This window comes from Microbacterium sp. GbtcB4, assembly GCF_019091465.1.
In the GTDB taxonomy this organism is placed as follows: domain Bacteria; phylum Actinomycetota; class Actinomycetes; order Actinomycetales; family Microbacteriaceae; genus Microbacterium; species Microbacterium paraoxydans.
This window is the reverse complement of record NZ_JAGXJJ010000001.1, coordinates 258,241-283,968: the sequence shown is the minus strand read 5'-3', so window position 1 is coordinate 283,968 and position 25,728 is coordinate 258,241. Positions and strand designations below refer to the sequence as shown.

Below are 25,728 nucleotides of genomic sequence, written 5' to 3'. Positions count from 1 at the left end.
CTGACCGCGGCGAGGACGCCGCAAGGAGGATGAGCATGACCCAGCTGGACACCACCACCGAGACCGCGGCGATGCGCAGTCGACGGATGCTGCTCGCCGGTTTCGGCGCCGCCGCCCTGGGCGGGGTCGCCGCGATCGGCGCGCCCGCCGCGGCCCAGGCCGCGGGACCCGCCGTGCCGCAGGAGTCGTCGGGCTCGAAGAACGTCGCGCACGGAGGCGTCGCCACCGCCCTCGCGACGCGCAAAGGCAAGGAGGGCGACCTCGTGCGCACGAGCGGCTACGCGACCCCCGGCGACGGCGGCGACGGGCTCTACCGCTTCGTGAAGAAGGACGCCCCCACGGCGAACGGCGGCACGGTGCTCGCGGGGCCGAAGGGCGGAGCCTGGGTGCTCGTGCACGACGGCACGGTCGACTTCCGGAAGTTCGGCATCATGGACGCCTCCGCGCCCGCGGACGACGCGCTCGATGCGATGGTGGGCGACGCCCGGGTGCGACGCGTGGAGGCGCACACGGACCTCAACTTCGTCCGCCGCCACAAGTTCTCCCGGTCGAACATCGCCTTCGACTTCGGGAACCACCTGATGACGACCGAGGGTATCGAGAACGCCGGGAAGGACGACCCCTTCGCGGCCGTCATGTTCTTCCGCGGCGAGGTGACCGACGCGGTGCAGGAGGCGAAGCTCGGCGAGGACGTGCCCGACCTCGCCGACATCTTCCCCGTCGCCGACTCGTCGTTCTTCGCGGTCGGAGAGTGGTACGCCGCCGAGGTCAACGCGCTGTCGGGCCGCTGGGAGCGCGAGCTGCAGCGGCTGGTGCAGGTGACCCAGATCGTCGACGGTCGGCACATCCGCGTGAACTACAAGAACGGCTGGCCGCTCGGCAAGGACCGCACGATGACCTGGCGGCACGTGAAGCCGGTGCAGGACGTGACGGTGTCGAACCTGAAGTTCCTCGGCAAGGGGACGGACGAGTACACGGGGTCGCACCCGCTGGCCTTCGAGTACGCGGTGCGCTGCGACGTCGACCACATCGACGGCACGGCGACCTTCTGGCCGCTGATCCAGCGCCGGTGGAACACGTACTTCACCACGGAGAGCTGCACGCTGAAGAACCCGACCTCCGTCACCTGGGGCGGCGCCGGCTACCTGACGCAGCAGATCTACTGCCTGTACGGCTACGTCGCCAACTGCCACACCGCGAACGCCCGGCACCTCAACGACTTCACCGCGAGCGCCTACTGCCTCGTGGAGAACTGCCACGGCGACGGCGACGACCAGGGTCCCTTCGTCACGCACGGCCAGTACGAGCACGACCTCACCTACACGGGCAACTCCGGCCTCATGACGTTCGCCAACTCGGGCGCCGCGTGGGGCTCGGCCGCCAAGCGCATCACCGTCCGCAAGCACGTGTGCTCATGGTTCGTCGCGCGGGTGCGCATCACCGACCTGACGCTGGAGGACGTGCAGGTGATCGGCAAGCCCTCGCTGTCCGGTTCAGGAATGCTGTGGATCAACGCGGACGGCGCGCAGCTGCGGGGCTGCACCGCGTCGGACACGCTCATCATCACCCAGGCGTCCGACAACTCCACCCGCCCGACCGTGATCGCCGACTCGCACTTCACGTTCGTCGCTCCGGGCGAGCTCACCAACGCGACGGTGAAGACGCCGGTGACCTTCGTCGACACGGTGCTCGACCGCGTGGGCGGCATGAAGATCAACGGGCCGGGTGCGGTCACCTTCCGTGGCTCGACCCTCACCGCGGCGGACGACGCCGCCCCCATCGCCTCCGCGACGGGCAAGCTGCGCATCGAAGGCTCGACGCTCCGCAACGCCCGCATCGCGGCGGCCTCGAAGGACCGTCAGGTCGTCGAGATCGCGGGCTCCGAGGTGTCGGCGAAGGGTGGGACGACGGTGTCGCGGTCGGGCGCGGGCGAGCTGCACCTGACGCTCGGCGACAGCACCTTCCGGGCCGAGGGGGCGACCACGCACGTCGCCGTGACGAGCGGCGCGACCCACTACCGCGCGGTCGGCAACCGCTTCGAGGGCGGCGCCCTGGAGCTCCGCGACGACGCCTTCGGCACAGGCTCGACGCTGCTGCACACCGGCAACGTGGAGGCCGGCGTCACCCGTACGGCGTTCCCCGCCGAGGGCGACCGCGTCGTCGACACCGCCAACCTCGTCGTCGGCTGATCCTCCCGGGCACGACTTCGGAGCTGCGGCGCGACCCGCCGCCTCCCCGGCCCCGCCTACGGCGTGTCGCCGGGGGTCTCCGAAGTCGTGCCCGGGCGGTGCCGGGGGCTGTCCGGGTTCAGGAGCGAGTGCCGACGGCTGTAGACGAAGTACACGACGAGTCCGATCACGAGCCAGACCCCGAACCGGAGCCACGTCTCGGGGTGGAGCTGCGAGATGAGGAAGAGCGAGAAGCCCACGCCGACGATCGGGACCACGGGCATGAACGGCAGCCGGAACGTCCGCGGCGCATCCGGCTTCGTGTAGCGGAACACGATCACGGCGATGCAGACGACGACGAAGGCGGCGAGGATGCCGATGTTCGTGAGGTCGGCGACGGCGCGGATGGGGAACACGCCGGCGAAGAACGCCGCGCCCAGCCCCGCGATCCAGGTGACCCGCTGCGGGACGCCGCGGCGGTCGACCCGCGCGAACCAGCCGGGGAGCAGTCCGTCGCGGCTCATGCTGAACCACACGCGAGTGGCGCCGAGCAGGAACGTGAGCATGACGGTGAGGATCGACACGACGGCGAACACCGAGATGACGGTGGCGACGACCGGGAGCCCCGCACCCGTGAACGCCGAGGCGAAGCCCGCCTTCGGATCGATGTCCTGGTAGTTCTGCATGCCCGTGAGCACGAGCGTCGCGGCGACGTAGAGCACCATCGCGATCACGAGGGACAGGATGATCGCCTTCGGCATGTGCCGACGCCCGTCCTTCGCCTCCTCGGCGGCAGTGCTCATCGCGTCGTAGCCGAACACCGCGAAGAACACCGTCGCGGCACCGGTGAAGACGGGGCCGAAGCCGTTCGGCAGGAAGGGGTCGTAGTTGGCGGGGTCGATGAAGAAGACGCCGAGGACGACGATGAACACCACGAGGAGGATCTTGATGGCCACGGCGACGAGTTCGAAGCGGCCGAACGTGCGGGTGCCGCGGCTCAGCAGGAACGTCACGAACAGGCAGATGAGGATGGCCGGGATGTTGACCATGCCGCCCGGCTGGTCGGCGGTCTCCGTGATCGCGGTCGGCAGCTCCAGCCCGAATCCGGAGAGGAACGCGTCCAGATAGCCGGAGATGCCGATCGCGACGACGGCCACGATGGCGACGTACTCCAGGAGCAGGTCCCAGCCGATGAACCAGCCGACGAGCTCGCCGAGCGCGACGTAGCCGTAGCTGTAGGCGGAACCGGCCCGCGGGATCATGCCGGCGAACTCCGCGTACGACAGCGCGGCCGCTGCCGACGCGAGCCCGGCGATGAGGAAGGAGAGGACGACGGCGGGGCCCACGGCGGGAGTCGTCGCATCGCCATGGGCGACGAGTCCGGCGAGCGAGAAGATCCCGACGCCGACGATGCCCCCCACGCCGATCGCGGTGAGCTGCCAGAGCCCGAGCGTCCGGAACAGACCGCTCCCGCCCGACTCCTCCGTCATGTCGCTGACGGGCTTGCGGCGCCACACGGACGTCGTGGAACGGGGTCGATCGGTCCGGGGCATCGTCGCCTTCTCTCGTCAGGAACGGTAGAACGTTACCTTCGCCGACGCGCCGTCACAAGACCGTGGATCCGGCGGCGGACGCGGTGCAGCAGCGGCATCTCCAGGTAGATCACGAGGGGGACGGCGATGGTGACGAGCACCAGCGTGCGCACGACGATCGGGAGTCCGGAAAGCGGGGCGGCGAGGACGAGGTTCAAGACCGTGAGGGTCGGGAAGACGGCGATCCAGATCATCAGCGCGAGCTGGTGCTGCGTGGGCGGGGGAGCGGGGGTCGCCGTCGGGGCGGGTGCTGCGGACATTGCTGTGTTCCTTCTCTCTCGGGGGTCAGGCGCCGCGGTGGGTCGCGAGCTGGGCGGCGAGGTCGTCGTCGGTGAGGTCGGCGTTGAGGGCGATCGCGGCGGCGGAGCCCTGTCCGGCCGCGGTGATGAGCTGCGCACGCGGATCGGCGACGTTCCCGGCGACGGAGACCCCTGGCACGCTCGTGCGCCCGCCGGCATCGTGCCGGACCCACCCGTTCTCGTCGGTCTCGCAGCCGAGAACGTGGAGGAGGGCGTCGTGAGCGCGCATCTCGGGGCGGACGAACACCGCGGCGCGCTCGACGTGCGTGCCGTCGCTCAGCTCCACGCTCTGGAGGCGGTCGGCCTCGACGATGAGGCGGGAGACCTCCCCCGGATGCACCCGGACGCCGCGCGCGTCGAGACGTTCCTGCTCGTCGTCCGTGAGTGGCCGGGTGTGGGGGAAGTAGACGACGTCGGCGGACCACTGGGCGATGAGGAGCGCGTGGGCGACCGACGCAGCCGTGCCGCCGATCACCCCGAGAGCGCGATCCCGCACCTCGTAGCCGTGGCAGTACGGGCAGTGCAGTACGTCTCGCCCCCAGCGCTCCCGCAGATGCGGGATGTCGGGGATCTCGTCGCGCAGGCCCGTGGTGACCAGCACCCGCCGGGCCTCCAGCCGTCGCCCGTCGTCGAGGGTGGCCGTGAAGCCCGGGGACAGCTCGGCGACGCGTCCGTCGATGATCGTGCCTCCGTAGCCCGCGACCTCGTCGCGTCCGCTCGCGAGCAGCGCAGCGGGCGCGGCGCCGTCCCGGGAGAGGAAGCCGTGCAGATGCGCCGCGGGGGCGTTGCGGGGCTCCCCCGCATCGACGATCGCGACCGTGCGTCGAGCGCGGAGCAGGACCAGGGCGGCGCTGAGGCCGGCGGCACCGCCGCCGACGATGAGCACATCGAATCTCTTCATGCCACGAGAGTCGCCCCGGAGGTGCCGGGGCGGCAAACTTCTTTGCTGCTCCTGGGAAATGCGGCCAGACTGAGGACGTGCAGGGGGACGAGATCGACGCGACGCTCGACGGCGTGGGCCCGCGGTTGCGGTGGCTGCGGAAGCAGCGGGGGATGACGCTGACCGACCTGGCCGACGCGACGGGGATCTCCACGAGCACGCTCTCACGGTTGGAGACGGGGCAACGCCGACCGAGCCTCGAGCTTCTCCTCCCGCTCGCCCGCGCCCACCGGGTGCCGTTGGACGACCTCGTCGGGGCGCCCGACGTCGGCGATCCGCGCGTGCGATTGAAGCCGCGCCGCGTGCACGGCCGGATCGTCGTGCCGCTGACCCCGCACGCCGGCCCGGTCCAGGCCTGGAAGATCCTCATCCCGGGGAGCCAGGTGACTCCGCGTCCCCGGGCGCACGAGGGGCGCGAATGGCTCTATGTGCTCAGCGGCACCATGCGGTTGATCCTCGGCACGCGCGATCTGCGCATGGCGGCCGGAGAGGTCGCCGAGTTCGACACGCACGTGCCGCACTGGTTCGGGAGCGCGGACGGGGAGCCCGCCGAGGTGCTCAGCCTGTTCGGCCGACAGGGCGAACGCGTCCACGCGGGCGAGTCGGGCGCGCAGCCCGAGGGATGACGGCGGACGCCCCCGCCTCGTGGGCGATCAGCGGACGAGCTCGGCGATCCAGTCGGTGGCGATGACCGCTTCCCGGCGCTGGAAGTCGCGGAGCGTCGTCATCCCGTCCGGCGCGGGAAGACGGCACTTCTCGAACCAGGCGCCGCCCGCGGCGGACAGGAGGGCGATGTGGTCCTCCGTGGTGGACCCGGCGAAGGCCGGGTGATCGAGCAGGGGGCCGACCTCGGCTGCGGCGTCCTCGACGCGGAGGTCGAGCAGGTAGAGGAGGGCGTCCTCCCACCCCGCACCTCGGGCCGCCCACGGCCAGTCGAGCAGGCGCGCCCGCCCGGAGGCGTCGATGAGGATGTTGTCGGCCCTGAGGTCGCCGTGCAGGAGCCGATCCCCCGCGACCGCGGTGCGCACGCGTTCCGCCGCCGTGCGGAGGAGGTCGACGTTCTGCGCGCACCACGGCGTGGTCGTCTCCAGGAGCCCGGCCTCCTCGAGCCGTCGCCAGGATCCGGAGTCGTCGTGCAGCTCGTCGGCGAGGCGGGGAAGCGTGTGCGGCGCCTCGGCGGTGGCCAGGGCGGCGATCGCATCCAGGACGTGCGCGGTGTCGGGAGCGGTGGCCGAGCGTTCCGGATGACGACCCTCGACGTTTTCGATGAGCAGCACCGCCCACCCGTCCGCGGTGAAGGCGTCGACGAGGTGCGCGGCGGGGAGGGAGCGGGGGATCGCGCCGAGCACCTCGGCCTCCCGTACGTAGAGCGCGAACGTGCCTTCCGCGGACTCCTGCACCGCCTTCACGAACAGCCGCCGTCCGTCGGCGAAGGTCAGCCGTGAGGCCAGCCCCGCTGAGAAGCCGCCGTCCTGCGACTGCGCCCTTGCCACCGGGAAACCCGCGAACTCCTCGACCCGGGCTCGGAGAGCGGGAGGGAGCTGGGTCCAGTCGAGGCGCGCCATCGCCCCAGCGTAGACGGCGCTCAGCCCCCGGCCACGCCGACGAGCGCGGCGCTGCGCCGCCAGAGGGCCTCGGCGAGAGCGGGGTCGTGCACCTGCGGGTTCACGCGGGTGCTGAGGACGCGCTCGTCGTAGTAGCCGCCGGAGATCCAGGTCTCGCCCGGCGTGCCTTCGAGGAACCAGCGCAGCGTCGCGCCGCCGCGGTCGCTGCCGATGAGGACGAGGCGGCGCAGCGGGGTGCGGTAGACGAGGCGCATGATGCTCGACGACTCGGCGGCGAAGTTCGTCGCCACGGTGCCGGGGTGGAAGGCCACCGCGCTGAGCCCCTGCGCATGGAACTTCTCGTGCAGGCTCTTCGCCATCAGGACGTTGGCGAGCTTGGCATCGCCGTAGGCCTTGTTCGGGGAGTACCGGCGGGTGTTGTCGAGATCGTCGACGTCGAGATGCCCGAAGAGGCGATGGGCGACGCTGGAGGTGTTCACGACCGCGCCGCGGGCGGCGAGCAGCTGCGGGAGCAGGAGGTTCGTCAGCAGGAACGGGGCGAGGTGGTTCACCTGCATCGTCTTCTCGTGCCCGTCGACCGTGGGGGTGCGGTCGCCGAAGATGCCGCCGGCGTTATTGGCCAGCACGTCGATGCCCGCCGCGCCCACGGCGTCCGCGAGCTGGGCGGCGAGCGCGCGCACGTCGTCGAGGCGCGCGAAGTCGGCGGTGAACCACTCCGCGCCGGTCTCCTCCGCCACGGCCCGCATCTTGTCGGGCGAACGGCCCACGAGGAGCAGGCGGTGCGGGGACCCCGCGAGCTGGCGGGCGGCGGCGGCGCCGATCCCGTCCGAGGCTCCGGTCAGGACGATGGTGCGTGCGGCCACGGCGGCGCTCACTCGGCCGATGGCGTGATGCGGCGGACGGCCCTGGTCACGTGCTCGGCGATCACCGCGCGCGCCTGCTCCGGATCGCCGGTCGCGATGGCGTCGACGATCTGCTGGTGGCTGCGCACGTGCTCCTCCTGCTCGGCGGGGTCGAGGGCGGAGTTGGCCGCCTGGATGAACCCGGCGATCCGGCCACGGAGCTGGGCGCTGAGCTCGTCGAGGAACCGGTGCTCGGCGAGGTCGGCGAGGGTCTCGTGGAAGAGGCGGTCCTGGCGCAGGACCTCGGCCACATCGCCCGGGGCCGCCGCCGCCATGGCCTGGATGATCGCTTCCAGCCGGGCCGCCGACTCGTCGTTCCACCGCTCCTGGACCCGGATCGCCATGAACTGCTCCAGCACGATCCGCAGGCTCGAGATCTCCTCCAGGTCCTGCGCGCTGAGCTGGGCGACGCGGGCGCCACGGCGGGGCTCGCGGGTGATGAGGCGCTCCTCGGCGAGCCGGGTCAGGGCCTCGCGCACGGGGATGTGGCTGACGCCGAGACGGTCGGCGAGCTTGCGCTCCACGAGCCGCTCGCCGGGGGCGAGCTCTCCGGAGTGGATCGCCGCCCGCAGCTCGTCCGTGACCTGCTCGGCGATGTTCTGATCCGACACGCTGCGCATCCGGGGCCCTTCTCGATCTCGCGCGGCCCGGTGCTCGTCGAGCGGGGGCTCCTTCGCTCGGTCGATGCTATGGCATGAGCGGGGGACTGGACAGGAGCCGCGCGGTGCTAGATGCTATAGCAAAACACGAAACCGATGACGAAGGAGTTGTCATGTCCGGCAGAGAGACGCTTGCGCAGGCACGCGCCGCGGAGGACGCGGTGGGAGCCGCCGCCATGAAGAAGGCGATCTGGAGACTCGGTCCGTTCCTCGGCCTGCTCTACCTCGTCGCCTACATCGACCGGAACAACGCCGGCTTCGCGAAGCTGGAGATGACCGCCGCCCTCCAAATCACCGAGGCCGCCTTCGGCTTCGCGGCGGGCATCTTCTTCATCGGCTACCTGCTGTTCGAGGTGCCGAGCAACCTGCTCCTGGAGAAGTTCGGCGCCCGCAAGTGGATCGCCCGCATCATGATCTCGTGGGGCATCGTCGCCGCGCTGACCGCCTTCGTGCAGGACGCGACGCAGTTCGCGATCGCGCGCTTCATCCTCGGTATCGCGGAGGCCGGGTTCTTCCCCGGCGTGCTGCTCTACCTCACGTTGTGGTTCCCGCGGCAGTACCGCACGCAGGTGCTCGCCGTCTTCGTGCTCTCGAACCCGATCGCCAACGCGGTCGCCGCGCCGCTGTCCGGCTGGATGCTGGAGCTGCACGGGCTGTGGGGCCTGGACGGCTGGCAGCTCGTCTTCCTGCTGCAGGGCATCCCGGCCGTGCTGCTCGCGTTCGTCGTGTTCTTCTGGCTCCCCGACCGCCCGCAGGACGCGCGCTGGCTGACCCCCGCCGAGCAGCGCTGGATCACCGACACGCTCGCCGCCGAGACCCAGGCGACCGAGCAGCGGCACGGACGCCTGCGTCTGGGGGAGGTCTTCCGCAACGGCCGCCTGTGGACGCTCATCGTGCTCTTCTTCGGCGTCGTGTTCGGTGCCTACGGGCTGGGCATGTGGCTGCCGACGATCGTGAAGAGCATGGGCGACTTCTCGAACGCGACCACAGGGTGGCTCGTGGCGCTGCCGAACCTGTGCGCCGCCCTCGTGATGCTGCCGTGGGAGCGCGCCGCCCGGAAGCAGGGCAACATCCCGCTGCAGATCGGCATCACGCTCAGCATCACCGCCCTGTCGCTCATCGCGGCGGTCGCGGCCCAGGGCACGCCGGTGCTCGCGCTCGCAGCGCTGTGCGTCGGGATGTCGGCGCTCTTCTCGACCACCCCGCTGTTCTGGAGCCTGCCGCCCATGGTGCTCACCGGCACGGCGGCCGCGGCCGGCCTCGCGTTCATCAACTCGGTCGGCAACCTCGCCGGCTTCGCGGGACCCTACGCGATCGGCTGGATCAGCGAGACCACGGGATCGGCGGTGTGGGGCCTGCTCCTCATCTCGGGGCTGACGCTGCTCGGGGCGACGATCGCCTTCGTGCTCAGCCGCCGCACGGACTTCACGACGGCGCCCGCGCTCGCCGTCGAGGCGTCCAGCGCCCGACGGTGACCGGTCCGGGCCGGCGGTCGTGACGAGAACGTGACCCCGCCGGCCCGGTTCGCTCTAGACGACCCTACGCTTTTGCTACATGCTATAGCGCAACACCCTTACCCGAAGCACCACCCGACCTTGGAGGCACCCATGTCGCGTCGTCGTGTTCGGCTCGGCGGAGCAGCGATGCTGCTGACCGCCGCGCTCATCACCGCTGGTTGCAGCACCTCATCCACCCCCGACGGCCAGGCGCAGGAGGGCGGCACCCTCACCGTCGCCGCCGCGCAGGGCATCCCGCAGCTCAATCCCGCCATCCGCACGTTCGCGTGGGAGGAGGTGCTGTTCCCGCTGCTGTGGAACGGCCTCACCAAGACCGACGAGTCCGGCGAGATCGTCGGCGACCTCGCCGAGAGCTGGGAGGCATCCGCCGACCAGAAGACCTGGACGTTCACCCTCCGCGACGGCGTGACGTTCTCGAACGGCGAGGACTTCACCGCCGACGACGCGGTGGCCGCGTTCGACTACTACCTCGACCCGGAGACGGCGACGCAGGAGAAGAACAAGATCTCGATGGTCACCGACGTCACCGCGCCGGACGAGAAGACCGTCGTGGTGACGCTGTCCGAGCCCATCGCGACCTTCCCCGCGGGCATCGTCTGGGTGAAGATGATCGACGTCGACGCGCTCGACACGATCGACAAGGAGCCCATCGGCACCGGTCCGTACGTCGTGGACGCCTTCACTCCGGACGACAGCCTCACGCTCGTCCCCAACCCCGAGTACTTCGGCGAGGCTCCGGCGCTCGACGAGATCACGATCGTGAAGGCCGCCGAGTCCACCGCCGCCGTCACCGGTCTGCGTTCCGGCGACATCGACGTGCTGTGGTCCGTGCCACAGGGCGACGTGGCGGGTCTGGAGGGCGGCGACATCGCCCTGGTGAAGCCCGAGAACCCGAGCCAGTGGCCGTCGTGGGAGATCGACACGACGTCGCCGCCCTTCGACGACGTGCGCGCCCGGCAGGCCCTCGCGTACGCGACCGACCGCGAGGCCATCCTCGACGCCGCCTACTACGGCCAGGGCACGGTCTCGCCGACGAACAACGCGCTCGGCGAGGTGAACCCGTGGTTCGGCGGCCAGCTGACCGACTACTCCTACGACCTGGACAAGGCGAAGGAGCTGTTCGCCGAGGCCGGGGTGACCGAGGGGAGCACGCTCACCTGGTGGGGCGTGGCCGGACAGTACCCCGAGTGGAACACGAGCGGCGAGATCCTGCAGGCGAGCCTGAAGGAGATCGGCATCACGTTGAAGATCGACAACAACGACATCGGCACCTGGGTCGACGCGTTCTACCCCGCGGGCAAGAGCTACCCCGGGTACATCGTGCCGAACTTCCAGTCCACCCCGCCCGAGCCGGCCTACTCGCTGAACTTCTACCTGGAGGGGCGGTGCGAGTGCAACTGGGTCGACCCCGACTTCCAGACGGCGTTCGCCGACGCCGTGGCCGAGCCGGACGAGACCGCGCGGGCCGACAAGTGGGGCACCGTGCAGACCATCATCAACGAGCAGGTGCCGCTCATCGTGCCCCTGCAGTCGACGGTCGTCACCGCCACCAGCACGGCGGTCGACGGCGTGTGGGTCGAGGGCGGCGGACAGCTGCACCTCGAGGGCGCGCAGCTGAAGGGCTGACGTGGTCCTCTCCGTCCTCCGGCGGGTGGCGATCAGCATCGCGATGCTGATCGCCACCTCGCTCCTCGTCTTCGTCGTGCTCCGGCTGCTGCCGGGCGACCCCGTCATCACCCGCCTCGGCTCGACGCCGGGCGTGGATGCCGAGACCATCGCCCGGCTCCGGGAGGAGGCCGGCCTCGACGCCCCCGTCATCGAGCAGTACCTGCGCTGGATCGGCGGCGTCTTCACGGGCGACTTCGGTCAGTCCTACTTCAACCAGTACTCGGTGACGGAGCTCATCGCCCAGCGCCTTCCCGCGACGCTGGAGCTCACGCTCATCGGCGTGCTCCTGGCCGTGCTCATCGCCACCCCGGCCGCCGTGCTCGCCTCGCTGCGTCCGCTCGGCGTGGTCGACCGGGTGCTCACCGCGATCTCGACCGCGGGCATGGCCCTTCCGCAGTTCCTCATCGGCATCGTGCTCATCGTCGTGTTCGCCGTGCAGCTCAAGGTGCTGCCGGCCCGCGGCTACACGCCGTTCGCGGAGGACCCCGCCGAGAACCTCGTGCGCATGATCCTCCCCGGCCTCACCCTCGCCTTCGCGGCGGCGCCGCTGCTCATGCGGTTCCTCCGGGCCTCGATGGTCGAGGTGCTGGACGCCCCCTACATCCGCACCGCGAAGGGCAAGGGACAGTCGGCGAGTGGCGTCGTCCTCGGCCACGCGCTCCGCAACGCCCTGATCCCCGGGCTCACCATGCTCGGCCTGATCGTCGGCTACACCCTGGGCGGCGTGGTGATCGTGGAGTACGTGTTCGGCGTCCCCGGGCTCGGCTCGCTCGCGATCGACGCGGTCTTCAAGCGGGACTACGCGGTGCTGCAGTCGGTCGTGCTGCTGATCTCCGCGATGTTCATCCTCACCACGCTCATCGTCGACCTCCTCTACGGGGTGCTCGATCCGCGTCTTCGTGCAAGGAGCAGCCGTGGCTGACACCCTCACCCTCGCGCTGCGCTCCGCGCGTCCGCGGCGACGGGTCGCCGTCGCCTCCTGGATCCCGCTGGGGCTGCTGGCGATCATCGTCCTCGCCTGCGTGCTCGCCCCGCTCCTGGCCCCGTACGACCCCGCGGCACAGTCGTCCGACCGGTTCGCCGGACCCTCGGCGGCGCACCTCTTCGGGACCGACGAGCTGGGCCGCGACCTCTTCAGCCGCGTGCTCTACGGCGGCCAGCTCACCGTGTTCATCGCCGGGGGCGCGACGCTCGTGGCCATGGTCCTCGGCATCGCCTGGGGAATGGCGGCGGCGTTCGCGCGCGGCTGGGTCGACGAGATCCTCATGCGCCTCGCCGACACGGTCATGGCGATCCCGCAGATCCTCTTCGCGCTCGTCTTCATCTCCGCCTTCGGCGCCGACCCCGTCAAGCTCGCCGTCATCATCGGGGTGCTCCTCACGCCGACCACCGCGCGGCTCGTGCGGTCGTCGGTGCTCAGCGAACTGCAGGAGGACTACTTCACGGCCGCGGTGGCCTTCGGCTCGACCTCGCGCCGGCTGCTCTTCGCCGAGGTGCTGCCGAACGCCAAGGGGCCGATCGTCGTGCAGGCGGCCATCAACGCCGCCAACGCGATCCTCCTGGAAGCGTCGATGAGCTTCGTCGGGCTCGGCATCGCGCCGCCCGAGGCCACCTGGGGCACGCTCGTGCAGCAGGGCTACCAGAAGATGTACCAGTCCATCGGGTACGTGCTGTTCCCCGCCCTGTTCATCTTCGTCACCATCTGGCTGCTCAACGTGCTCGCCGACCAGTTCGGCGGCGATCGGAAGGGGAAGGGCCGATGACCGACCTCACGCCCGTCCTGCAGGTGCAGGACCTCACCGTCTCCTACGGCGACGTCATGCCCGTCCAGGGCATCACGTTCGCGGTGCGCCCCGGTGAGCGCATCGGCCTCGTCGGCGAATCCGGCTCCGGCAAGTCGCTCACGGCGGTGTCGATCATGCGGCTGAACGACGGGGCGACCCTGGGCGGCAGCATCCGGTTGCGCGATCGCGAACTGCTCACGCTCAGCCCGCGGGAGATGACCCGCGTGCGCGGCGGCGAGATCGCGATGGTCTACCAGGACCCGATGTCGTCGCTGAACCCGGTCCGCACGATCGGGCACCAGCTCGTCGAGGCGATCCGGCTGCACGACCGGGTCTCGGCGGCGGCCGCCCGCGCGCGGGCCGTCGAGCTGCTGACCGAGGTCGGGGTGCCGCTCCCTGAGGAGCGTCTCGGCCAGTACCCGCACGAGTTCTCCGGCGGGATGCGGCAGCGCGTCATGATCGCGATGGCCATGTCGTCTCGACCCGCCGTGCTCATCGCGGACGAGCCGACCACGGCCCTCGACGTCACGACGCAGTCCCGGATCATCGACCTCCTCGACCGGCTCGCGGAGGACCACGGGACCGCGGTCGTGCTCATCACGCACGACCTCGGCGTCGCCGCCGGGTTCTGCGAGCGCATCCACGTGATGCGGCACGGGCGCGTGGTCGAGGAGGGCCCGGTCGACCGCATCTACGCCGCCCCCGAGCACCCGTACACGCAGGCGCTGCTCGGCGCGGTCGTCGACCTCACGGTGGACGTGCAGCAGCCCATCCGCACCGCCGCGGAGGTGCTCGAACGCGGGACGGAGCCGCTCGCCGAAGCCGGGTCGATCAGCGCGGTGGATCGGGCGCGGGAGTCCGGTGACGTCCTGGTGGACGTGCAGGGCGTGTCGAAGGTGTTCACGCTCGGCTCCGGACGCCGGGTGACCGCGGTCGACGACGTGTCGTTCCAGATCCGGCGCGGCGAGACGGTCGGGCTCGTCGGCGAGTCGGGCTCCGGCAAGTCGACCGTGTCGAAGGCCGTGCTCGCGCTCGGAGGCATCGACGGAGGGTCGGTCGTCTTCGACGGGCAGCGCCCGCACGACCTCCGCGGCGAGGAGCTGCGGCGCCTGCGCAAGCGCATGCAGATGGTGTTCCAGGACCCGTTCTCGGCGCTGAACCGGCGGCAGACCGTCGCGCAGATCATCGAGGCGCCGCTACGCGCCCACGGCATCGGCACCCGGGCCTCCCGCGCCGAGAAGGTGCGCGAGACCATGCACCGCGTGCGCCTGGACGAGGAGTTCGCGCACCGGCTGCCGCGCTCGATGTCCGGCGGGCAGTGCCAGCGCGTGTCCATCGCCCGGTCGCTCGTGCTGGAGCCGGAGTTCCTTGTGCTGGACGAATCGGTGTCGGCGCTCGACGTGTCGATCCAGGCGCAGGTGCTCAATCTGCTCCGGGAGCTGCAGGCCGAGCTCGGCCTCACGTATCTCTTCATCAGCCACGACCTGGCGGTGATCCGGTACATGTCCTCGACGGTCGCCGTGATGCAGCAGGGCCGCATCGTCGAGATCGGCGCGCGCGACGCGCTCTTCGCGAATCCGCAGCACGAGTACACGCGCGGGCTCATGGCGGCGATCCCCGTCGCCGACCCGGTCCTCGAGCGCCGACGGCGTGCGGAGGCCGCGGCGCTCTGGCAGACCCACGGCGGGCAGACGGGTGCGGTCCCCGCGACGACCGCCGGACGAGGAGGACGACGATGACCATCACGGATCAGGGGACGGGGCCCGCGGCGGACACCGCGGGTGCCGGCGCGGCGGTGCGGTCCACCGGCCGCCGCGCGCTCATGGCCGGGCTCGGCGCGGTCGCGCTCGGCACAGCGGGCGCGCTCGCGAGCACGGCACCGGCGCAGGCCGCCCCGGTCGCCGCCGGCGCCAAGGACGTCACGCGAGCGGAGTCCGTCGCCGACCTCGGCCGCCTCCGGGCCCGCGACGGCGAGGTGGCGATCGTCGCCGGGTACCGGAAGCCGGGCGACGCCGGGCTGCTCGTGTACGTGGGCAGCGAGAACGCGAAGACCGCGCCCAACGGCGGCACCGTGATCGCGGGGAAGCACGACACCCGCTGGATCCTGCAGCACGACGGCACCGTCGACTTCCGGGTCTTCGGCATCACGGGACCGGAGAAGCCGGCCGACGATGCGCTCGCGGCGATGGTGAACGATCCCCGCATCCGCCGGATCGAGGCGAGCACGGATCTCCTGTTCCAGCGACGACACCGCTTCACCCGGTCGTACGTCGAGATCGACTTCGGCGGACACCTCATCACGACCGACGGCATCGAGAAGAACACGCACGACAACCCGTTCGGCGCCGTGATGTTCTTCACCGGGGTGTCGAAGGACGTGACGGTCGAGCACGCGCTGGCCGAGGCCTGGCCGGAGCTGACCGACGCCGTCGCCGTGCCGGATGCCTCCCGGTTCCCCGTCGACTCCTGGTGGGCGGTGCAGTGCGATCCCGTCGCCGGAGGAGGTGCGGACGAGCGCGAGCTGCAGCGGTTCGTGCAGGTGACGCAGCAGATCGACGGCACCCACATCCGCATCGACTACCTCAATGGCTGGCCGCTGGACAAGGGGCGGAAGCTCATCTGGCGGCAGATGGAACCGGTCGCGGGCGTCCGGATCGCGAACATGCGGTTCCTGGGGGCCGGTCCCTTCGACGGTCCCACCGACGGCTCCTTCCCCGACTCCCGCGAGCTCACCGGCTCCCACCCGATCGCCTTCGAGTACGCGATCCACTGCGACGTCGCCGATGTGCACGCGAGCCGCACCTGGTGGCCCGTGATCATGCGGCGGTGGAACACGCACTTCACGACGGAGCGCTGCTCGGTGGAGAACCCGCCGACCGTGTTCTACGGCGGCGCCGGCTACCTCACGCAGCAGATCTACAGCCTCTACGGACGGGTCAGCGACTGCACGTCGTCGAACGCCCGGCACCTGAACGACCTCACCGCCAGCGCCTACTGCATCGTCGAGAACTGCCACGGCGACGGCGACGATCAGGGCGGCAACCCCTTCACCACGCACGGCCAGTACGAGCACGACCTCACCTTCATCGGCAACTCCGGGCTCATGGACATCGCCAACTCCGGCGCGCAGTGGGGCACGGCCGCCAAGCGCATCACGGTGCGCGACCACGTCTGCTCCTGGTTCGTCGCCGGCACCAAGATCAGTGATCTGACGCTGGAGAACGTGCGGGTCATCGGCCGCTCGACCTTCGATCCGCAGGCGACCATGACCATCAACGCCGACGGCGCCCAGGTGCGCGGGTGCACCGCGGGACTTCTGGCGATCGGACAGCGGTCGCAGCGCTCGTCGCGGCCGACCGTGATCGCGGACTCCACCTTCGCGCTGCCGAAGGACCAGGTGCTCGTGCAGACCCCGGTCACGGCTCCCGTGCGCTTCGTGGACTGCACGATCACCGGAATCGACGGGGTGAAGGCCCGCGGGTCGGGTCCGGTCGAGTTCGTGGACTGCCGCCTCAGCGGCCCGGCGGCGGGTGCGCCCTTCGAGCTCGGCGCCTCCCGCGTCACCATCCGCGGCGGGTCCGTGCGCGACGTGCGCCTGACCGCGACCGCGGTGCGGGATCAGCTCGTCGCTCTGGACGGCGTCGAGCTGTCCACGGAGCGGACGGACGGCGCGCTGCTGAGCAGGGCCGCCGGTGCCGGCGTCGTCACCTGGCGGGTGAGCGGCGTGACCTCGACCGTGCCGAAGGGCGCGGCGCACCTCGACATCGGCACGGGCGTCAATCACGCCCGCGTCACCGGCAGCCAGTTCGTCGGCGGAGGACTGCGGCTGGCGGACGGATTCGCCGAGCCCTCGACGCTGCTGTACAGCGACACCGTCGAGCGCGGCGTCGAGACCGCGCTCCCGGAGGCCGGACCGCGCGTCGTCATCGCGGACGTGCTGGCGAGCGCGTGACGGACGGCATCATGGACATCAGGGAGGACCACGCGTGAATCACACGGCAGCCGCGACGCACCTCGGAGACCGCATCCGCATCCCCCGCACGCGGGCGCGCATCGGCGTCGCCCGGCGCGACATCACCCCGCCCGTCGGCATCCGCGCCAAGAACTGGGGCCCGGCCGACTGGGAGCGCTCGGAGGGGGCGCACCGGCCGTTCGAGCTGACCGCGCTCGCCGTGGTGGCCGCGGACGAGCGGCCCCGGGTGCTGCTCGCCGTGGACGGCACGTGGTGGCGCCGAGTCGCCGATGAGCAGGGCGTGCGCGGGGCGATCCTCGACGGTCTGGGCCTCGATGCCGATCAGCTCATGCTCTCCCTGTCGCACACCCACGCGGGGGCCGTGCTCTGTGCCGCGGATGCGCATCTCCCGGGCGGGGAGCTCATCCCCGGGTACCTGGAGGCGCTTGCTGCCGCGGGCATCGCCGCCGGGCGTGAGGCGCTGGAGGCCGCGCGACCGGGGCTCATCGAGTGGACCACGGGCACCTGCACCCTCGCGGCGGAGCGTGAGCTCGACCTCGACGGCCGCGCTCTCGTCGGCTACAACCCCCAGGGCACCGCCGACGACACGGTGACCATCGGCCGGATCAGCGTCGACGGGGAGGTGCGGGCGACGCTGGTGAACTACGCCTGCCATCCGACGACCCTGGCCTGGCAGCACCGGGAGGTGTCGCCGGACTACGTCGGCGCGATGCGCGAGATCGTGGAGGCCGCCACCGGTGCACCGTGCCTGTTCGTGCAGGGGGCCTCGGGCGAGCTGGCCCCTCGGGAGCAGTACACCGGCGACGTCGCGGTGGCCGACCGGCACGGACGCTCACTCGGGCACGCGGTGCTCGCGGCGCTGGACGGGCTCCCGGTACCCGGCGAGGAGCTGACGCTGGACGGGGTCGTGGAGTCGGGGGCTCCGCTCGCGATCTGGACCGGGACCCCCGCGGACGGCGGCGACGGGGCGGCGGGAGTCGTCTCGGCGGTCGAGCTGCCGCTGCGCGACCTGCCCACTCTGGACGAACTCGCCGAGGAGTGGAAGGACATCGACCCCCGGTCCCGGGAGGAGCGCCTCGGACGGGCGCGGAACCTCCGTGACGGCTACATCGACGGTCCGACCGTGGCGCATCCGGTGTGGGCGTGGCGGCTCGGAGACGCCGTGATCGTGGGGCATCCGGGCGAGGCGTACTCGCGGCTGCAGACGACCCTGCGGGAGCGGTTCCCGGAGACGCCGATCGTGGTGATGAACCTCACGAACGGCCCGGGGTTCGTGTATCTCCCGACCCGCGAGGCCTACGACCGTGGCGCCTATCAGTCCTGGCAGACCCCCTTGGCTCCCGGTGCCCTGGAGCTCCTGGAGTCCCACGCCGTGTCGGTCGTGGCCGGGTTGCTGGGGTAGTCCCCCGTTCGAATCGCCCACTTTGCTCCATTTCCGGCCGAAATCGAACCAGTTGCGCGACTTGAACGGGATAGAGTTGCTATAGCAAATCCCCGAGGCAGAGGAGAGACATGACCGCGCGACCCGTCGCCATCGTCACCGGAGGCTCGGCCGGCATCGGCTGGGAGATCGGACAGCGGCTCTCCGCGGACGGGTACCTCGTCGTCGCGACCGACCGCGTCCCCGGGCTCACCGCGGGCGAGAACCCCGCCGGGATCCTGTGGCGGGAGCTCGACGTCACCGACCATGCCGCCGTCGACCGGGTCTTCGGCGAGATCGAGGCGGAGCTCGGACCCATCGAGGTGCTCGTGAACAACGCGGGCATCCAGCGTCATCGCGGGATCGAAGACCTCACGTGGGACGAGTGGTCCGCGGTCGTGGACGTGAACCTGCACGGGGTGTTCTCCGCGCTCCAGGCTGCCGGGAAGCGCATGCTCGACCGGGGTGAGGGCCGCATCGTCAACATCTCCTCCATCTCCTCGCGAGGCTCCGCGGGGCGGGCGCCGTATGCCACGACCAAGGCCGCCGTCATCGGACTCACCTCCACGGCCGGAGCCGAGTGGGCGGCGCGCGGTGTCCGTGTCAACGCTGTCGCCCCGGGCTACGTCGACACCGGGGTGTTCCGGCAGGGCGTCGAGCAGGGGACACTGAGTCTCGACACGATCCTGTCCCGCATCCCCGCGAAGCGCCTGGCCGACGCGAGTGAGATCGCCGCGGCCGTGAGCTTCCTCGTGTCCGACCAGTCGCGCTACATGAACGGGCAGACGCTGTACGTCGACGGCGGCTTCATGGTGGACTACGGCGTGCCCCTCGCGAAGAAGCCCGAATGACCGCCGTCGCCCGGATCGACACGGCCACCGCGGTCCTGCCCCTTCCGGCACCGCTGCAGCTCGGTGCGATGACGGTCACGCGGCGGGAGTACTCCGCCCTGCAGGTGACGGCGGACGACGGCACCACCGGGGTCGCCTACTGCCTGTCGCGCGAGGCCCCGATGGCGGAGATCGTCGACCGCCTGGTGGCCCCGCACGCGGTGGGGCTCGACGCCGACGACCCGGCGGCCGCGTGGGACCGGATGCTCCGCGGCAGCGCGATCGTCGGACGGGTGGGGCTCGTGCGGCGGGCGATCGGTCTCGTCGACATCGCCCTGTGGGACATCGCGTCCCGTCGGGCCGGCGTGCCGCTGTGGACCCTGCTCGGCACCGGTGACGCCCCGCGGGAGGGGATGCTCGTCGCCGCGTATCCGTCTCCGCAGCGCCCGCCGCGGGAGGTCGCGGACGAGGTGCTCGCGCAGGCGGAGGGCTGGGCGCAGGTGAAGATCTCGCGCATTCCCGATCCGGCATACATGCGCGAACTGCTCGCGATCCTCGGCGCAGAGCTTCCCACCTCGACCGGACTCGTCGTGGATGTCGGTTTCGGCTGGCCCGACGCGGAGGCCGCCGTGACGGAGGTCGCGCAATGGGGCGACCCGCGCCTGGCTTGGCTGGAGGACCCGCTGCTCCCCGAGGACGCGGCCGGCGTGGCCCGGATCCGCCGGGAGACCGGACTGCCGGTGGCGGTGGGCGACGAGGTGACCGACCCCGCGGTGCTCCGGGCTCTCGTCGAGGTCGGCGAGGTCGACGCGCTGCGCCTCGACGTCGTCGCGATCGGCGGCATCACTCCCGCGCGCGAGCTCATCGCCTGGGCGACGGAGCGCGGTGTCCCCGTGTCCGGACACGTCTATCCCGAGGTCACGGCGCACCTCGGCATCCAGGTGGAGACCTTCGCCCGCGGGGTGAATCCCTACGACCCCGCACCCTCGTTCGTCACGGGCGGGCCGCGGTTCGCCGGCACCGTCACGCCCCCCACGGCTCCGGGGCTCGGCTTCGGCCTCGATCCCACCGTCTTCCGATTCGAGAGGGACTGACATGACACCTTCCCCGCGCAGCGTCGTGGTGACCGGCAGCGGCAAGGGCATCGGCCGCGCGGTGGCCGCGCGGCTCACCGCCGACGGCTGGATCGTTGTCGGGCTCGAACGCTCGCCCGGCTCCGGGACTGTGGAGGAGGGCATCGTCGCCGAGGTCGTGCTCGGCGACGCCGCCGATCGGAGCGCCCACGAGCGTGCCGCCGCCGCCGCGCGCGCCAGGGCTCCGCTGGCGGGCTGGGTCAACAACGCGGGCATCACGAAGCGCACGCCGCTGCACGAGCTCGACGAGACGGTCGTGCGGGAGATCGTCGACATCAACGGCTTCGGCTACCTCTGGGGGTGCTCGGCGGCCGTGTCCGCATTCCTCGATCAGGGCGTCGCCGGGGCGATCGTCAACATCGGGTCGATCCACGGGCGGTCGAGTTTCGTGGACCACGCGGCCTACGAGTTCACGAAGGGCGGCATCGACGCCCTGAGTCGCAGTGTCGCGGTGACATATGGCGGAGTGGGCATACGGGCGAACACCGTCGCGCCGGGCGGCGTGCGCACCCCGCATCTGGAGGCGCAGATCGCCCGGGCGGCCGACCCTGCGGCGGAGGAGCGCCTGCTCGCGGAGGGTCCGCCGATGGGACGCATCGCCCGTGCGGAGGAGGTCGCCGCGGTGACGGCGTTCCTGCTCTCCGACGAGGCCCCCTACCTCTCCGGGCAGTCCATCGCGGTCGACGGAGCCTGGACGGCGTCGTTCGGCGACATCGCGCTCGACCCCGCGCTGCGGGAGCGCTTCGACGCGCCGCCCGCTCCCTGAGCCCCACCGCGCCGATGTCCCCGGTCCGTGCGACGATCCGCTCGTCGACGGGAGAACGGGATGCGCGGGGAAGCGACGGTTCTGCACGCCGATCTCGATGCGTTCTACGCCTCGGTCGAGCAGCGTGATGCGCCGGAGCTCCGCGGGCGTCCGGTGATCGTCGGCGGCGGGGTCGTGCTGGCCGCGAGCTACGAGGCCAAGGCGCAGGGCGTCCGCACCGCGATGGGCGGCCGGCAGGCGCGGGAGCTGTGCCCCGACGCCGTCGTGGTGCCGCCCCGGATGGAGGCCTATTCCGCGGCCAGCAAGGACGTCTTCCGCATCTTCCGCGACACCACCCCGCTCGTGGAAGGGCTCTCCATCGACGAGGCGTTCCTCGAGGTCGGCGGGCTACGGCGCATCGCCGGCACCCCCGAGGCCATCGCCGTCCGGTTGCGGGAGCGCGTGCGCGCCGAGGCGGGCCTGGCGATCTCGGTCGGCGTCGCCCGCACGAAGTTCCTCGCGAAGGTCGCGAGTGCGGTGAGCAAACCCGACGGACTCCTCGTCGTCGAGCCCGACCGGGAGGAGGAGTTCCTGCTGCCGCTCCCTGTCGAGCGGCTGTGGGGCGTCGGCGCGGTGACGGCGGAGAAGCTGCACCGTTACGGCATCCGCACGGTCGGACAGCTCGCGGAGCTCGAGGCGGCGACCGCGGAGCGCATGCTCGGAAAGGCCACCGGAGCGCACGTCCATGCTCTCGCCCGCCTGCGGGACCCCCGACCCGTGGACACGACCAGGCGCCGGGGATCGATCGGGTCGCAGCGGGCGCTCGGCGTCCGTCCGCGGTCGCCGGAGGAGCTCGACGTCATCCTCACCCAGATCGTCGACCGGCTCGCGCGGCGGCTCCGCGACGGCGAGCGCGTGTGCCGAACGGTGGTGCTGCGGCTGCGCTTCGGCGACTTCGCGAAGGCCACCCGTTCCCGGTCGCTGCGAGCGCCGACCGACCGCACCGCGCTGCTGCTCGCCGTCGCCCGCACGCTCCTCGCCGCGGCGCACCCCGAGATCAGCGGTCGGGGCATCACGCTGCTCGGTCTCTCGCTCACCCAGCTCGACGCGGCGGACAGCGTCCCGCCCGAGCTGCCGATCGACTGGGGCGACGAGTCTCGCCTCGACACCGTGCTCGACGCGCTCCGCGACCGCTACGGCTCCGCCTCGGTCTCGCGCGCCGCCCACCTCGGCCGCGACCCCGGTTGGTCGTCCCCGGTGCTGCCGGAGCACCACTGACCCCTTTCGAATCGCCTGAATGGTCCCATTTCGGCCGGAAACACAGCCAATCGGGCGATTCGAAGCGGGTCAGGCCTTGAGCATCGACGCCCGCGAGATCACGCCGTCGACCACGTCGAAGGTCGCGATGGTCTCCGTCGCGACGCCGGCGTTGATCACCCGCTCCTGCGCGACGACCCAGCGGGAGCCGAACAGGACGCTCGTGTCGATCACGCAGGAGAGCTCCGGGTTCTGCAGCCGCGGCTCGTAGAAGGCACGGATCGCAGCCGACCCGACGAGGGGTTCCGGCGCGACCCCGGTGACCACGGCGTCGTCGGCATAGGTCGCGACGAAGGCGTCGAGGTCGTGGGCGTTGAAGGCGTCGAGCTGCGCCTGCACGGTGTCGAGGGCAGAACGGTCCTGGGTGGTGCGGTCAGTCAATGCGAACTCCTCCGTTGACGTCGTAGGTGGCTCCGGTGATGAAGCGGGCCCGCTCCGAGGCGAGCGACGCGATGATCCAGGCGACGTCCTCCGGCTGACCGAACGCGCCGAGGGGGATGCCCGACTCGAGCTTGGCGCGGCCCTCGCCCTGAAGCTGATCCGTGATCGCGCTGGCGACCGGGCCGGGCGTGACGGCGTTGACGCGGATGCCCTCGGCGGCGAGGTGCCGGGCGAAGCTGCGGGTGATCGCGAGGATCGCCCCCTTGCTGGCCGCGTAGTGGATGCCCGTCTGCAGCGCGCCGACCTGCCCGGCGATCGAGGCGATGTTGATGACGGAGCGGTCGCCGTCGGCGGCCCGGAGCAGCGGGAGCGCCGCGCGGGTGAGCAGGAAAGTGCCGCGGGCGTTCGTCTCGAGGACGAAGTCCCACTCCTCGATGTCGATCTCGGGGTAGGGGGTGTAGGGGCAGACACCGCCGTTGTTGACGAGGACGTGCAGGTCGTCCCACGCTGCCGTGATCTCGGCGATGAGCGCGGCGATGGAGTCGGGGTCGCGGAGGTCGAGGCGCGAGACGTGGACGTCCGGGGAGCCCGCCGCGCGGCACTCCTCCGCCACGCGGACGGCTTCGGCCTCCCGTCCGGCGTAGGTGATCCAGAGGGCGACGCCCTCGCGGGCGAGTTCGAGGGCGGCGGCGGTTCCGATGCCGGAACTGGCGCCCGTGACGAGTGCGCGGCGAACAGTCATGACTAAACGCTATAGCAAGAATGGGCCCCCAGGACAGCGCTGTACGAGAAGTTGCTAGAGGCTATAGCATCGCATGCATGACCGCGCCGCTCATCCTCGTCACCGACTGCGACCTCCCGGGAACCGTCATCGAAGACACCCTCCGCGCCGCCGGCCTCCGTGCCGAGCGGGCCGCCTCCGGGAGCCCGGACGACATCGCCGCCGCCGGCGCCGAAGCCGAGGCGCTGGTCGTGCAGTGGGCGCGCATCGACGGCGCCCTCATGGACCGGCTGCCGAACCTCCGTTTCATCAGCCGAGTCGGCATCGGCTACGACATGATCGACGTCGAGGCCGCGACGGCCCGCGGCATCGCCGTCGCGAACACGCCGAGCTACTGCATCGAAGAGGTCGCCGCGCACACCGTCGCGATGATCATGACCCAGGCCCGCGGCCTCTCCGCCTACGACCGCGCCGTGCGGGAGGGCGTCTGGAAGGCGGTCGACGCCCGCCCGCTCGCCGTGCGGCCGTCCTCCACCACCGTGTCGGTGCTCGGCTTCGGGCGCATCGGATCGATCGTCGCCCGCGGGTGCCGGGCGCTCGGCTTCCGCGTGCTGGTGGCCGACCCGTATGCCTCCGACGACGCCGTGCGCGACGCGGGCTGTGAGCCCGTGGACATCCCGTCGGCGATCGCCCGCGCCGACATCCTCACCCTGCACGTGCCGCTGACGGACGAGACCCGCCATCTGATCGACGCCGCGGCCCTGGCGACGATGAAGCGGGACGCCGTGATCGTGAACACCTGCCGGGGGCCGCTCATCGACGAGGACGCCCTGGCCGCGGCGCTCCGCGACGGCCGGCTCGCCGGTGCCGCTCTCGACGTCTTCGCGGAGGAGCCGCTCCCCGCGGCGTCCCCGCTGCGCGCGCTCGACACCGTGCTGCTCTCGCCGCACGCCGCCTGGTACTCCCCGGAGGCTCTGGCGGATCTTCCCGTGCACGCCGCCGAGAACGTGATCCGCTCGCTCGCGGGCGAGGCCGTGCCCATCGTCAACCCGGCCTTCGCCGCCGCGCGCTGAGAGGACTCCCATGGAACTGCTGCGACTCGGCGCGATCGGCCACGAGCGTCCATACGTCCGCGATGACGAGGGCGTGGTGCGCGATCTCAGCTCCCTGACCCGCGACATCGACGGCGCCTTCCTCGCCGCGGACGGCATCGTCCGCGTGCGGGCGGCGCTCGCGGACGGCTCCCTGCCGCAGGTGGAGACCACGGGACTGCGCGTCGGCGCCCCCGTGGCGCGGCCGACCGCGGTGATCTGCATCGGCCAGAACTACGCGGCGCACGCGGCGGAGTCCGGCGCCGAGCCGCCCGCACACCCGGTGGTGTTCTTCAAGCACCCGAACACGGTCGTGGGTCCGGACGATGTCGTGCTCCTGCCGCCGGGCGCGGAGAAGGTCGACTGGGAGGTCGAGCTCGCGGTCGTCATCGGCCGCACAGCGCGGTACCTGCCCTCCGTCGAGGCCGCGCGCGACGTGATCGCCGGCTACACCATCTCGAACGACGTGTCCGAGCGCGCGTATCAACTCGAGGTCTCCGGCGGACAGTGGTCGAAGGGGAAGTGCTCCGAGACGTTCAACCCCCTCGGCCCGGCACTGGTCCCCGCGGACGAGGTCGATCCTCAGGCGCTGCGCCTCCGATCCTTCGTGAACGGCGAGCCGCGGCAGGACTCCTCCACCGCCGACATGATCTTCCCCGTGCTGCAGCTGGTGCACGAGCTCAGCCATTACCTCGTGCTCGAACCCGGCGATGTCATCAACACCGGCACCCCGCAGGGTGTCGCGCTGTCCGGACGCTTCCCCTACCTGCAGGACGGCGACGAGATGACCATCGAGATCGAACGGCTCGGCCGCCAGCACCAGCGCACGGAGCGGGTCCGTCTCGGGTGAGGCCTGTGCCCGGGGCACGGTTCCTTTCGCTGAGTGCAACCGTGTCCCGGGTAGAGTCCTCACCCACCGCTGGCGCCTGCGCGGGCTCAGGCATCCGCGCGGGCTCAGGCGAGTGGAGGGAGAGGTGCCTGCTTTCGCGCGACAGCCTGTTGCCGCAAGCCCCCGGCGGCTCA

Annotated in this window: 23 protein-coding genes; 15 read left to right on the top strand and 8 right to left on the bottom strand. The window is 71.4% G+C overall.

Annotated features, from left to right (window positions below; genetic code table 11):
• The first annotated feature begins 35 nt into the window (after window positions 1-35).
• Window positions 36-2,189, top strand: coding sequence for a peptidase C14 (locus tag KVS71_RS01295; RefSeq protein WP_217583065.1), 2,154 nt, complete (start codon window positions 36-38; stop codon window positions 2,187-2,189).
• Window positions 2,190-2,245: 56 nt separating this feature from the next.
• Here KVS71_RS01295 and KVS71_RS01290 read toward each other — a convergent pair whose 3' ends face one another.
• Genes KVS71_RS01290 through KVS71_RS01280 form a run of 3 tightly spaced genes read right to left on the bottom strand, consistent with a single transcriptional unit; the run spans window position 2,246 to window position 4,960 of the window.
• Window positions 2,246-3,721 carry an amino acid permease gene (locus KVS71_RS01290; RefSeq protein WP_217583063.1) on the bottom strand — a complete coding sequence of 492 codons (1,476 nt, stop codon included), beginning with the start codon at window positions 3,719-3,721 and terminating at the stop codon, window positions 2,246-2,248.
• A gap of 32 nt (window positions 3,722-3,753) precedes the next feature.
• On the bottom strand, window positions 3,754-4,020 hold the full coding sequence (locus KVS71_RS01285; RefSeq protein WP_217583061.1) for a hypothetical protein: 267 nt from the start codon (window positions 4,018-4,020) through the stop codon (window positions 3,754-3,756).
• Between the two features lie 25 nt (window positions 4,021-4,045).
• Window positions 4,046-4,960: an NAD(P)/FAD-dependent oxidoreductase gene (locus tag KVS71_RS01280; protein WP_217583054.1), complete on the bottom strand. Its 915-nt coding sequence runs from the start codon at window positions 4,958-4,960 to the stop codon at window positions 4,046-4,048.
• Window positions 4,961-5,037: 77 nt separating this feature from the next.
• On the opposite strand from KVS71_RS01280, the gene KVS71_RS01275 reads away from it, so the two are divergent.
• The gene (locus KVS71_RS01275) at window positions 5,038-5,625 is read left to right on the top strand and encodes a helix-turn-helix domain-containing protein (protein WP_231919557.1); all 588 of its coding nucleotides are present in this window, start codon (window positions 5,038-5,040) and stop codon (window positions 5,623-5,625) included.
• A gap of 27 nt (window positions 5,626-5,652) precedes the next feature.
• Here the strand turns inward: KVS71_RS01275 and KVS71_RS01270 are convergent, their stop codons facing one another.
• The 3 genes from KVS71_RS01270 to KVS71_RS01260 are packed head-to-tail and all read right to left on the bottom strand — an operon-like array spanning window position 5,653 to window position 8,086.
• Window positions 5,653-6,564, bottom strand: a complete 912-nt coding sequence (locus KVS71_RS01270; RefSeq protein ID WP_217583051.1) for a phosphotransferase — start codon at window positions 6,562-6,564, stop codon at window positions 5,653-5,655.
• A 20-nt stretch (window positions 6,565-6,584) separates the two neighbouring features.
• On the bottom strand, window positions 6,585-7,427 hold the full coding sequence (locus tag KVS71_RS01265; protein WP_217583049.1) for an SDR family NAD(P)-dependent oxidoreductase: 843 nt from the start codon (window positions 7,425-7,427) through the stop codon (window positions 6,585-6,587).
• Between the two features lie 8 nt (window positions 7,428-7,435).
• Entirely contained in the window at window positions 7,436-8,086 is a 651-nt protein-coding gene (locus KVS71_RS01260; protein WP_060922906.1) for a GntR family transcriptional regulator, read from the bottom strand.
• Between the two features lie 152 nt (window positions 8,087-8,238).
• Here KVS71_RS01260 and KVS71_RS01255 point away from each other — a divergent pair, with 152 nt between their 5' ends.
• The 11 genes from KVS71_RS01255 to dinB all read left to right on the top strand — a co-directional run bounded on the left by KVS71_RS01255 (window position 8,239) and on the right by dinB (window position 22,473).
• Window positions 8,239-9,600 (top strand): MFS transporter, encoded by a 1,362-nt coding sequence (locus tag KVS71_RS01255; RefSeq protein ID WP_025104139.1) that lies wholly within the window; start codon window positions 8,239-8,241, stop codon window positions 9,598-9,600.
• Between the two features lie 132 nt (window positions 9,601-9,732).
• Complete coding sequence (locus KVS71_RS01250; RefSeq protein WP_105949040.1) at window positions 9,733-11,268, top strand: ABC transporter substrate-binding protein; 1,536 nt, start codon at window positions 9,733-9,735, stop codon at window positions 11,266-11,268.
• A gap of 1 nt (window position 11,269) precedes the next feature.
• On the top strand, window positions 11,270-12,232 hold the full coding sequence (locus KVS71_RS01245) for an ABC transporter permease (RefSeq protein ID WP_217583034.1): 963 nt from the start codon (window positions 11,270-11,272) through the stop codon (window positions 12,230-12,232).
• Window positions 12,225-13,073 carry an ABC transporter permease gene (locus KVS71_RS19930; protein WP_217583032.1) on the top strand — a complete coding sequence of 283 codons (849 nt, stop codon included), beginning with the start codon at window positions 12,225-12,227 and terminating at the stop codon, window positions 13,071-13,073. The genes KVS71_RS01245 and KVS71_RS19930 overlap by 8 nt, the downstream gene beginning before the upstream one ends.
• Window positions 13,070-14,833 carry an ABC transporter ATP-binding protein gene (locus KVS71_RS01235; protein WP_217583030.1) on the top strand — a complete coding sequence of 588 codons (1,764 nt, stop codon included), beginning with the start codon at window positions 13,070-13,072 and terminating at the stop codon, window positions 14,831-14,833. The genes KVS71_RS19930 and KVS71_RS01235 overlap by 4 nt, the downstream gene beginning before the upstream one ends.
• A complete protein-coding gene (locus KVS71_RS01230) occupies window positions 14,830-17,046 on the top strand; it encodes a peptidase C14 (protein WP_254635340.1) in 2,217 nt (738 codons plus the stop codon). Before KVS71_RS01235 ends, KVS71_RS01230 begins: the two co-directional genes overlap by 4 nt.
• Before the next feature lie 34 nt (window positions 17,047-17,080).
• Complete coding sequence (locus KVS71_RS01225) at window positions 17,081-18,469, top strand: hypothetical protein (protein WP_217583022.1); 1,389 nt, start codon at window positions 17,081-17,083, stop codon at window positions 18,467-18,469.
• Window positions 18,470-18,579: 110 nt separating this feature from the next.
• On the top strand, window positions 18,580-19,338 hold the full coding sequence (locus KVS71_RS01220) for an SDR family NAD(P)-dependent oxidoreductase (protein ID WP_060921272.1): 759 nt from the start codon (window positions 18,580-18,582) through the stop codon (window positions 19,336-19,338).
• Entirely contained in the window at window positions 19,335-20,411 is a 1,077-nt protein-coding gene (locus KVS71_RS01215) for an enolase C-terminal domain-like protein (protein ID WP_217583020.1), read from the top strand. Before KVS71_RS01220 ends, KVS71_RS01215 begins: the two co-directional genes overlap by 4 nt.
• A 1-nt stretch (window position 20,412) precedes the next feature.
• Window positions 20,413-21,216 carry an SDR family oxidoreductase gene (locus tag KVS71_RS01210; protein ID WP_217583008.1) on the top strand — a complete coding sequence of 268 codons (804 nt, stop codon included), beginning with the start codon at window positions 20,413-20,415 and terminating at the stop codon, window positions 21,214-21,216.
• A gap of 60 nt (window positions 21,217-21,276) precedes the next feature.
• Entirely contained in the window at window positions 21,277-22,473 is a 1,197-nt protein-coding gene (gene dinB / locus KVS71_RS01205; RefSeq protein ID WP_217582998.1) for a DNA polymerase IV, read from the top strand.
• Between the two features lie 69 nt (window positions 22,474-22,542).
• On the opposite strand, the gene KVS71_RS01200 is transcribed toward dinB, so the two are convergent.
• Both KVS71_RS01200 and KVS71_RS01195 read right to left on the bottom strand, forming a co-directional pair.
• A complete protein-coding gene (locus KVS71_RS01200; protein ID WP_210676311.1) occupies window positions 22,543-22,893 on the bottom strand; it encodes a nuclear transport factor 2 family protein in 351 nt (116 codons plus the stop codon).
• On the bottom strand, window positions 22,886-23,635 hold the full coding sequence (locus tag KVS71_RS01195; protein WP_105949046.1) for an SDR family NAD(P)-dependent oxidoreductase: 750 nt from the start codon (window positions 23,633-23,635) through the stop codon (window positions 22,886-22,888). Before KVS71_RS01195 ends, KVS71_RS01200 begins: the two co-directional genes overlap by 8 nt.
• Before the next feature lie 77 nt (window positions 23,636-23,712).
• Here KVS71_RS01195 and KVS71_RS01190 point away from each other — a divergent pair, with 77 nt between their 5' ends.
• On the top strand, window positions 23,713-24,687 hold the full coding sequence (locus tag KVS71_RS01190) for a C-terminal binding protein (protein WP_217582990.1): 975 nt from the start codon (window positions 23,713-23,715) through the stop codon (window positions 24,685-24,687).
• A gap of 10 nt (window positions 24,688-24,697) precedes the next feature.
• Window positions 24,698-25,555, top strand: coding sequence for a fumarylacetoacetate hydrolase family protein (locus KVS71_RS01185; protein WP_060921279.1), 858 nt, complete (start codon window positions 24,698-24,700; stop codon window positions 25,553-25,555).
• The last annotated feature ends 173 nt before the right edge of the window (window positions 25,556-25,728 follow it).

What these genes read in the sequence shown, in the direction of transcription:
- KVS71_RS01295 (WP_217583065.1), top strand. Translation starts at nt 36, where the DNA reads ATGACCCAGCTGGACACCACCACCGAGACCGCGGCGATGCGCAGTCGA.
- KVS71_RS01290 (WP_217583063.1), bottom strand. Translation starts at nt 3,721, where the DNA reads ATGCCCCGGACCGATCGACCCCGTTCCACGACGTCCGTGTGGCGCCGC.
- KVS71_RS01285 (WP_217583061.1), bottom strand. Translation starts at nt 4,020, where the DNA reads ATGTCCGCAGCACCCGCCCCGACGGCGACCCCCGCTCCCCCGCCCACG.
- KVS71_RS01280 (WP_217583054.1), bottom strand. Translation starts at nt 4,960, where the DNA reads ATGAAGAGATTCGATGTGCTCATCGTCGGCGGCGGTGCCGCCGGCCTC.
- KVS71_RS01270 (WP_217583051.1), bottom strand. Translation starts at nt 6,564, where the DNA reads ATGGCGCGCCTCGACTGGACCCAGCTCCCTCCCGCTCTCCGAGCCCGG.
- KVS71_RS01260 (WP_060922906.1), bottom strand. Translation starts at nt 8,086, where the DNA reads ATGCGCAGCGTGTCGGATCAGAACATCGCCGAGCAGGTCACGGACGAG.
- KVS71_RS01255 (WP_025104139.1), top strand. Translation starts at nt 8,239, where the DNA reads ATGTCCGGCAGAGAGACGCTTGCGCAGGCACGCGCCGCGGAGGACGCG.
- KVS71_RS01250 (WP_105949040.1), top strand. Translation starts at nt 9,733, where the DNA reads ATGTCGCGTCGTCGTGTTCGGCTCGGCGGAGCAGCGATGCTGCTGACC.
- KVS71_RS01235 (WP_217583030.1), top strand. Translation starts at nt 13,070, where the DNA reads ATGACCGACCTCACGCCCGTCCTGCAGGTGCAGGACCTCACCGTCTCC.
- KVS71_RS01230 (WP_254635340.1), top strand. Translation starts at nt 14,830, where the DNA reads ATGACCATCACGGATCAGGGGACGGGGCCCGCGGCGGACACCGCGGGT.
- KVS71_RS01220 (WP_060921272.1), top strand. Translation starts at nt 18,580, where the DNA reads ATGACCGCGCGACCCGTCGCCATCGTCACCGGAGGCTCGGCCGGCATC.
- KVS71_RS01215 (WP_217583020.1), top strand. Translation starts at nt 19,335, where the DNA reads ATGACCGCCGTCGCCCGGATCGACACGGCCACCGCGGTCCTGCCCCTT.
- KVS71_RS01210 (WP_217583008.1), top strand. Translation starts at nt 20,413, where the DNA reads ATGACACCTTCCCCGCGCAGCGTCGTGGTGACCGGCAGCGGCAAGGGC.
- dinB (WP_217582998.1), top strand. Translation starts at nt 21,277, where the DNA reads ATGCGCGGGGAAGCGACGGTTCTGCACGCCGATCTCGATGCGTTCTAC.
- KVS71_RS01195 (WP_105949046.1), bottom strand. Translation starts at nt 23,635, where the DNA reads ATGACTGTTCGCCGCGCACTCGTCACGGGCGCCAGTTCCGGCATCGGA.
- KVS71_RS01190 (WP_217582990.1), top strand. Translation starts at nt 23,713, where the DNA reads ATGACCGCGCCGCTCATCCTCGTCACCGACTGCGACCTCCCGGGAACC.
- KVS71_RS01185 (WP_060921279.1), top strand. Translation starts at nt 24,698, where the DNA reads ATGGAACTGCTGCGACTCGGCGCGATCGGCCACGAGCGTCCATACGTC.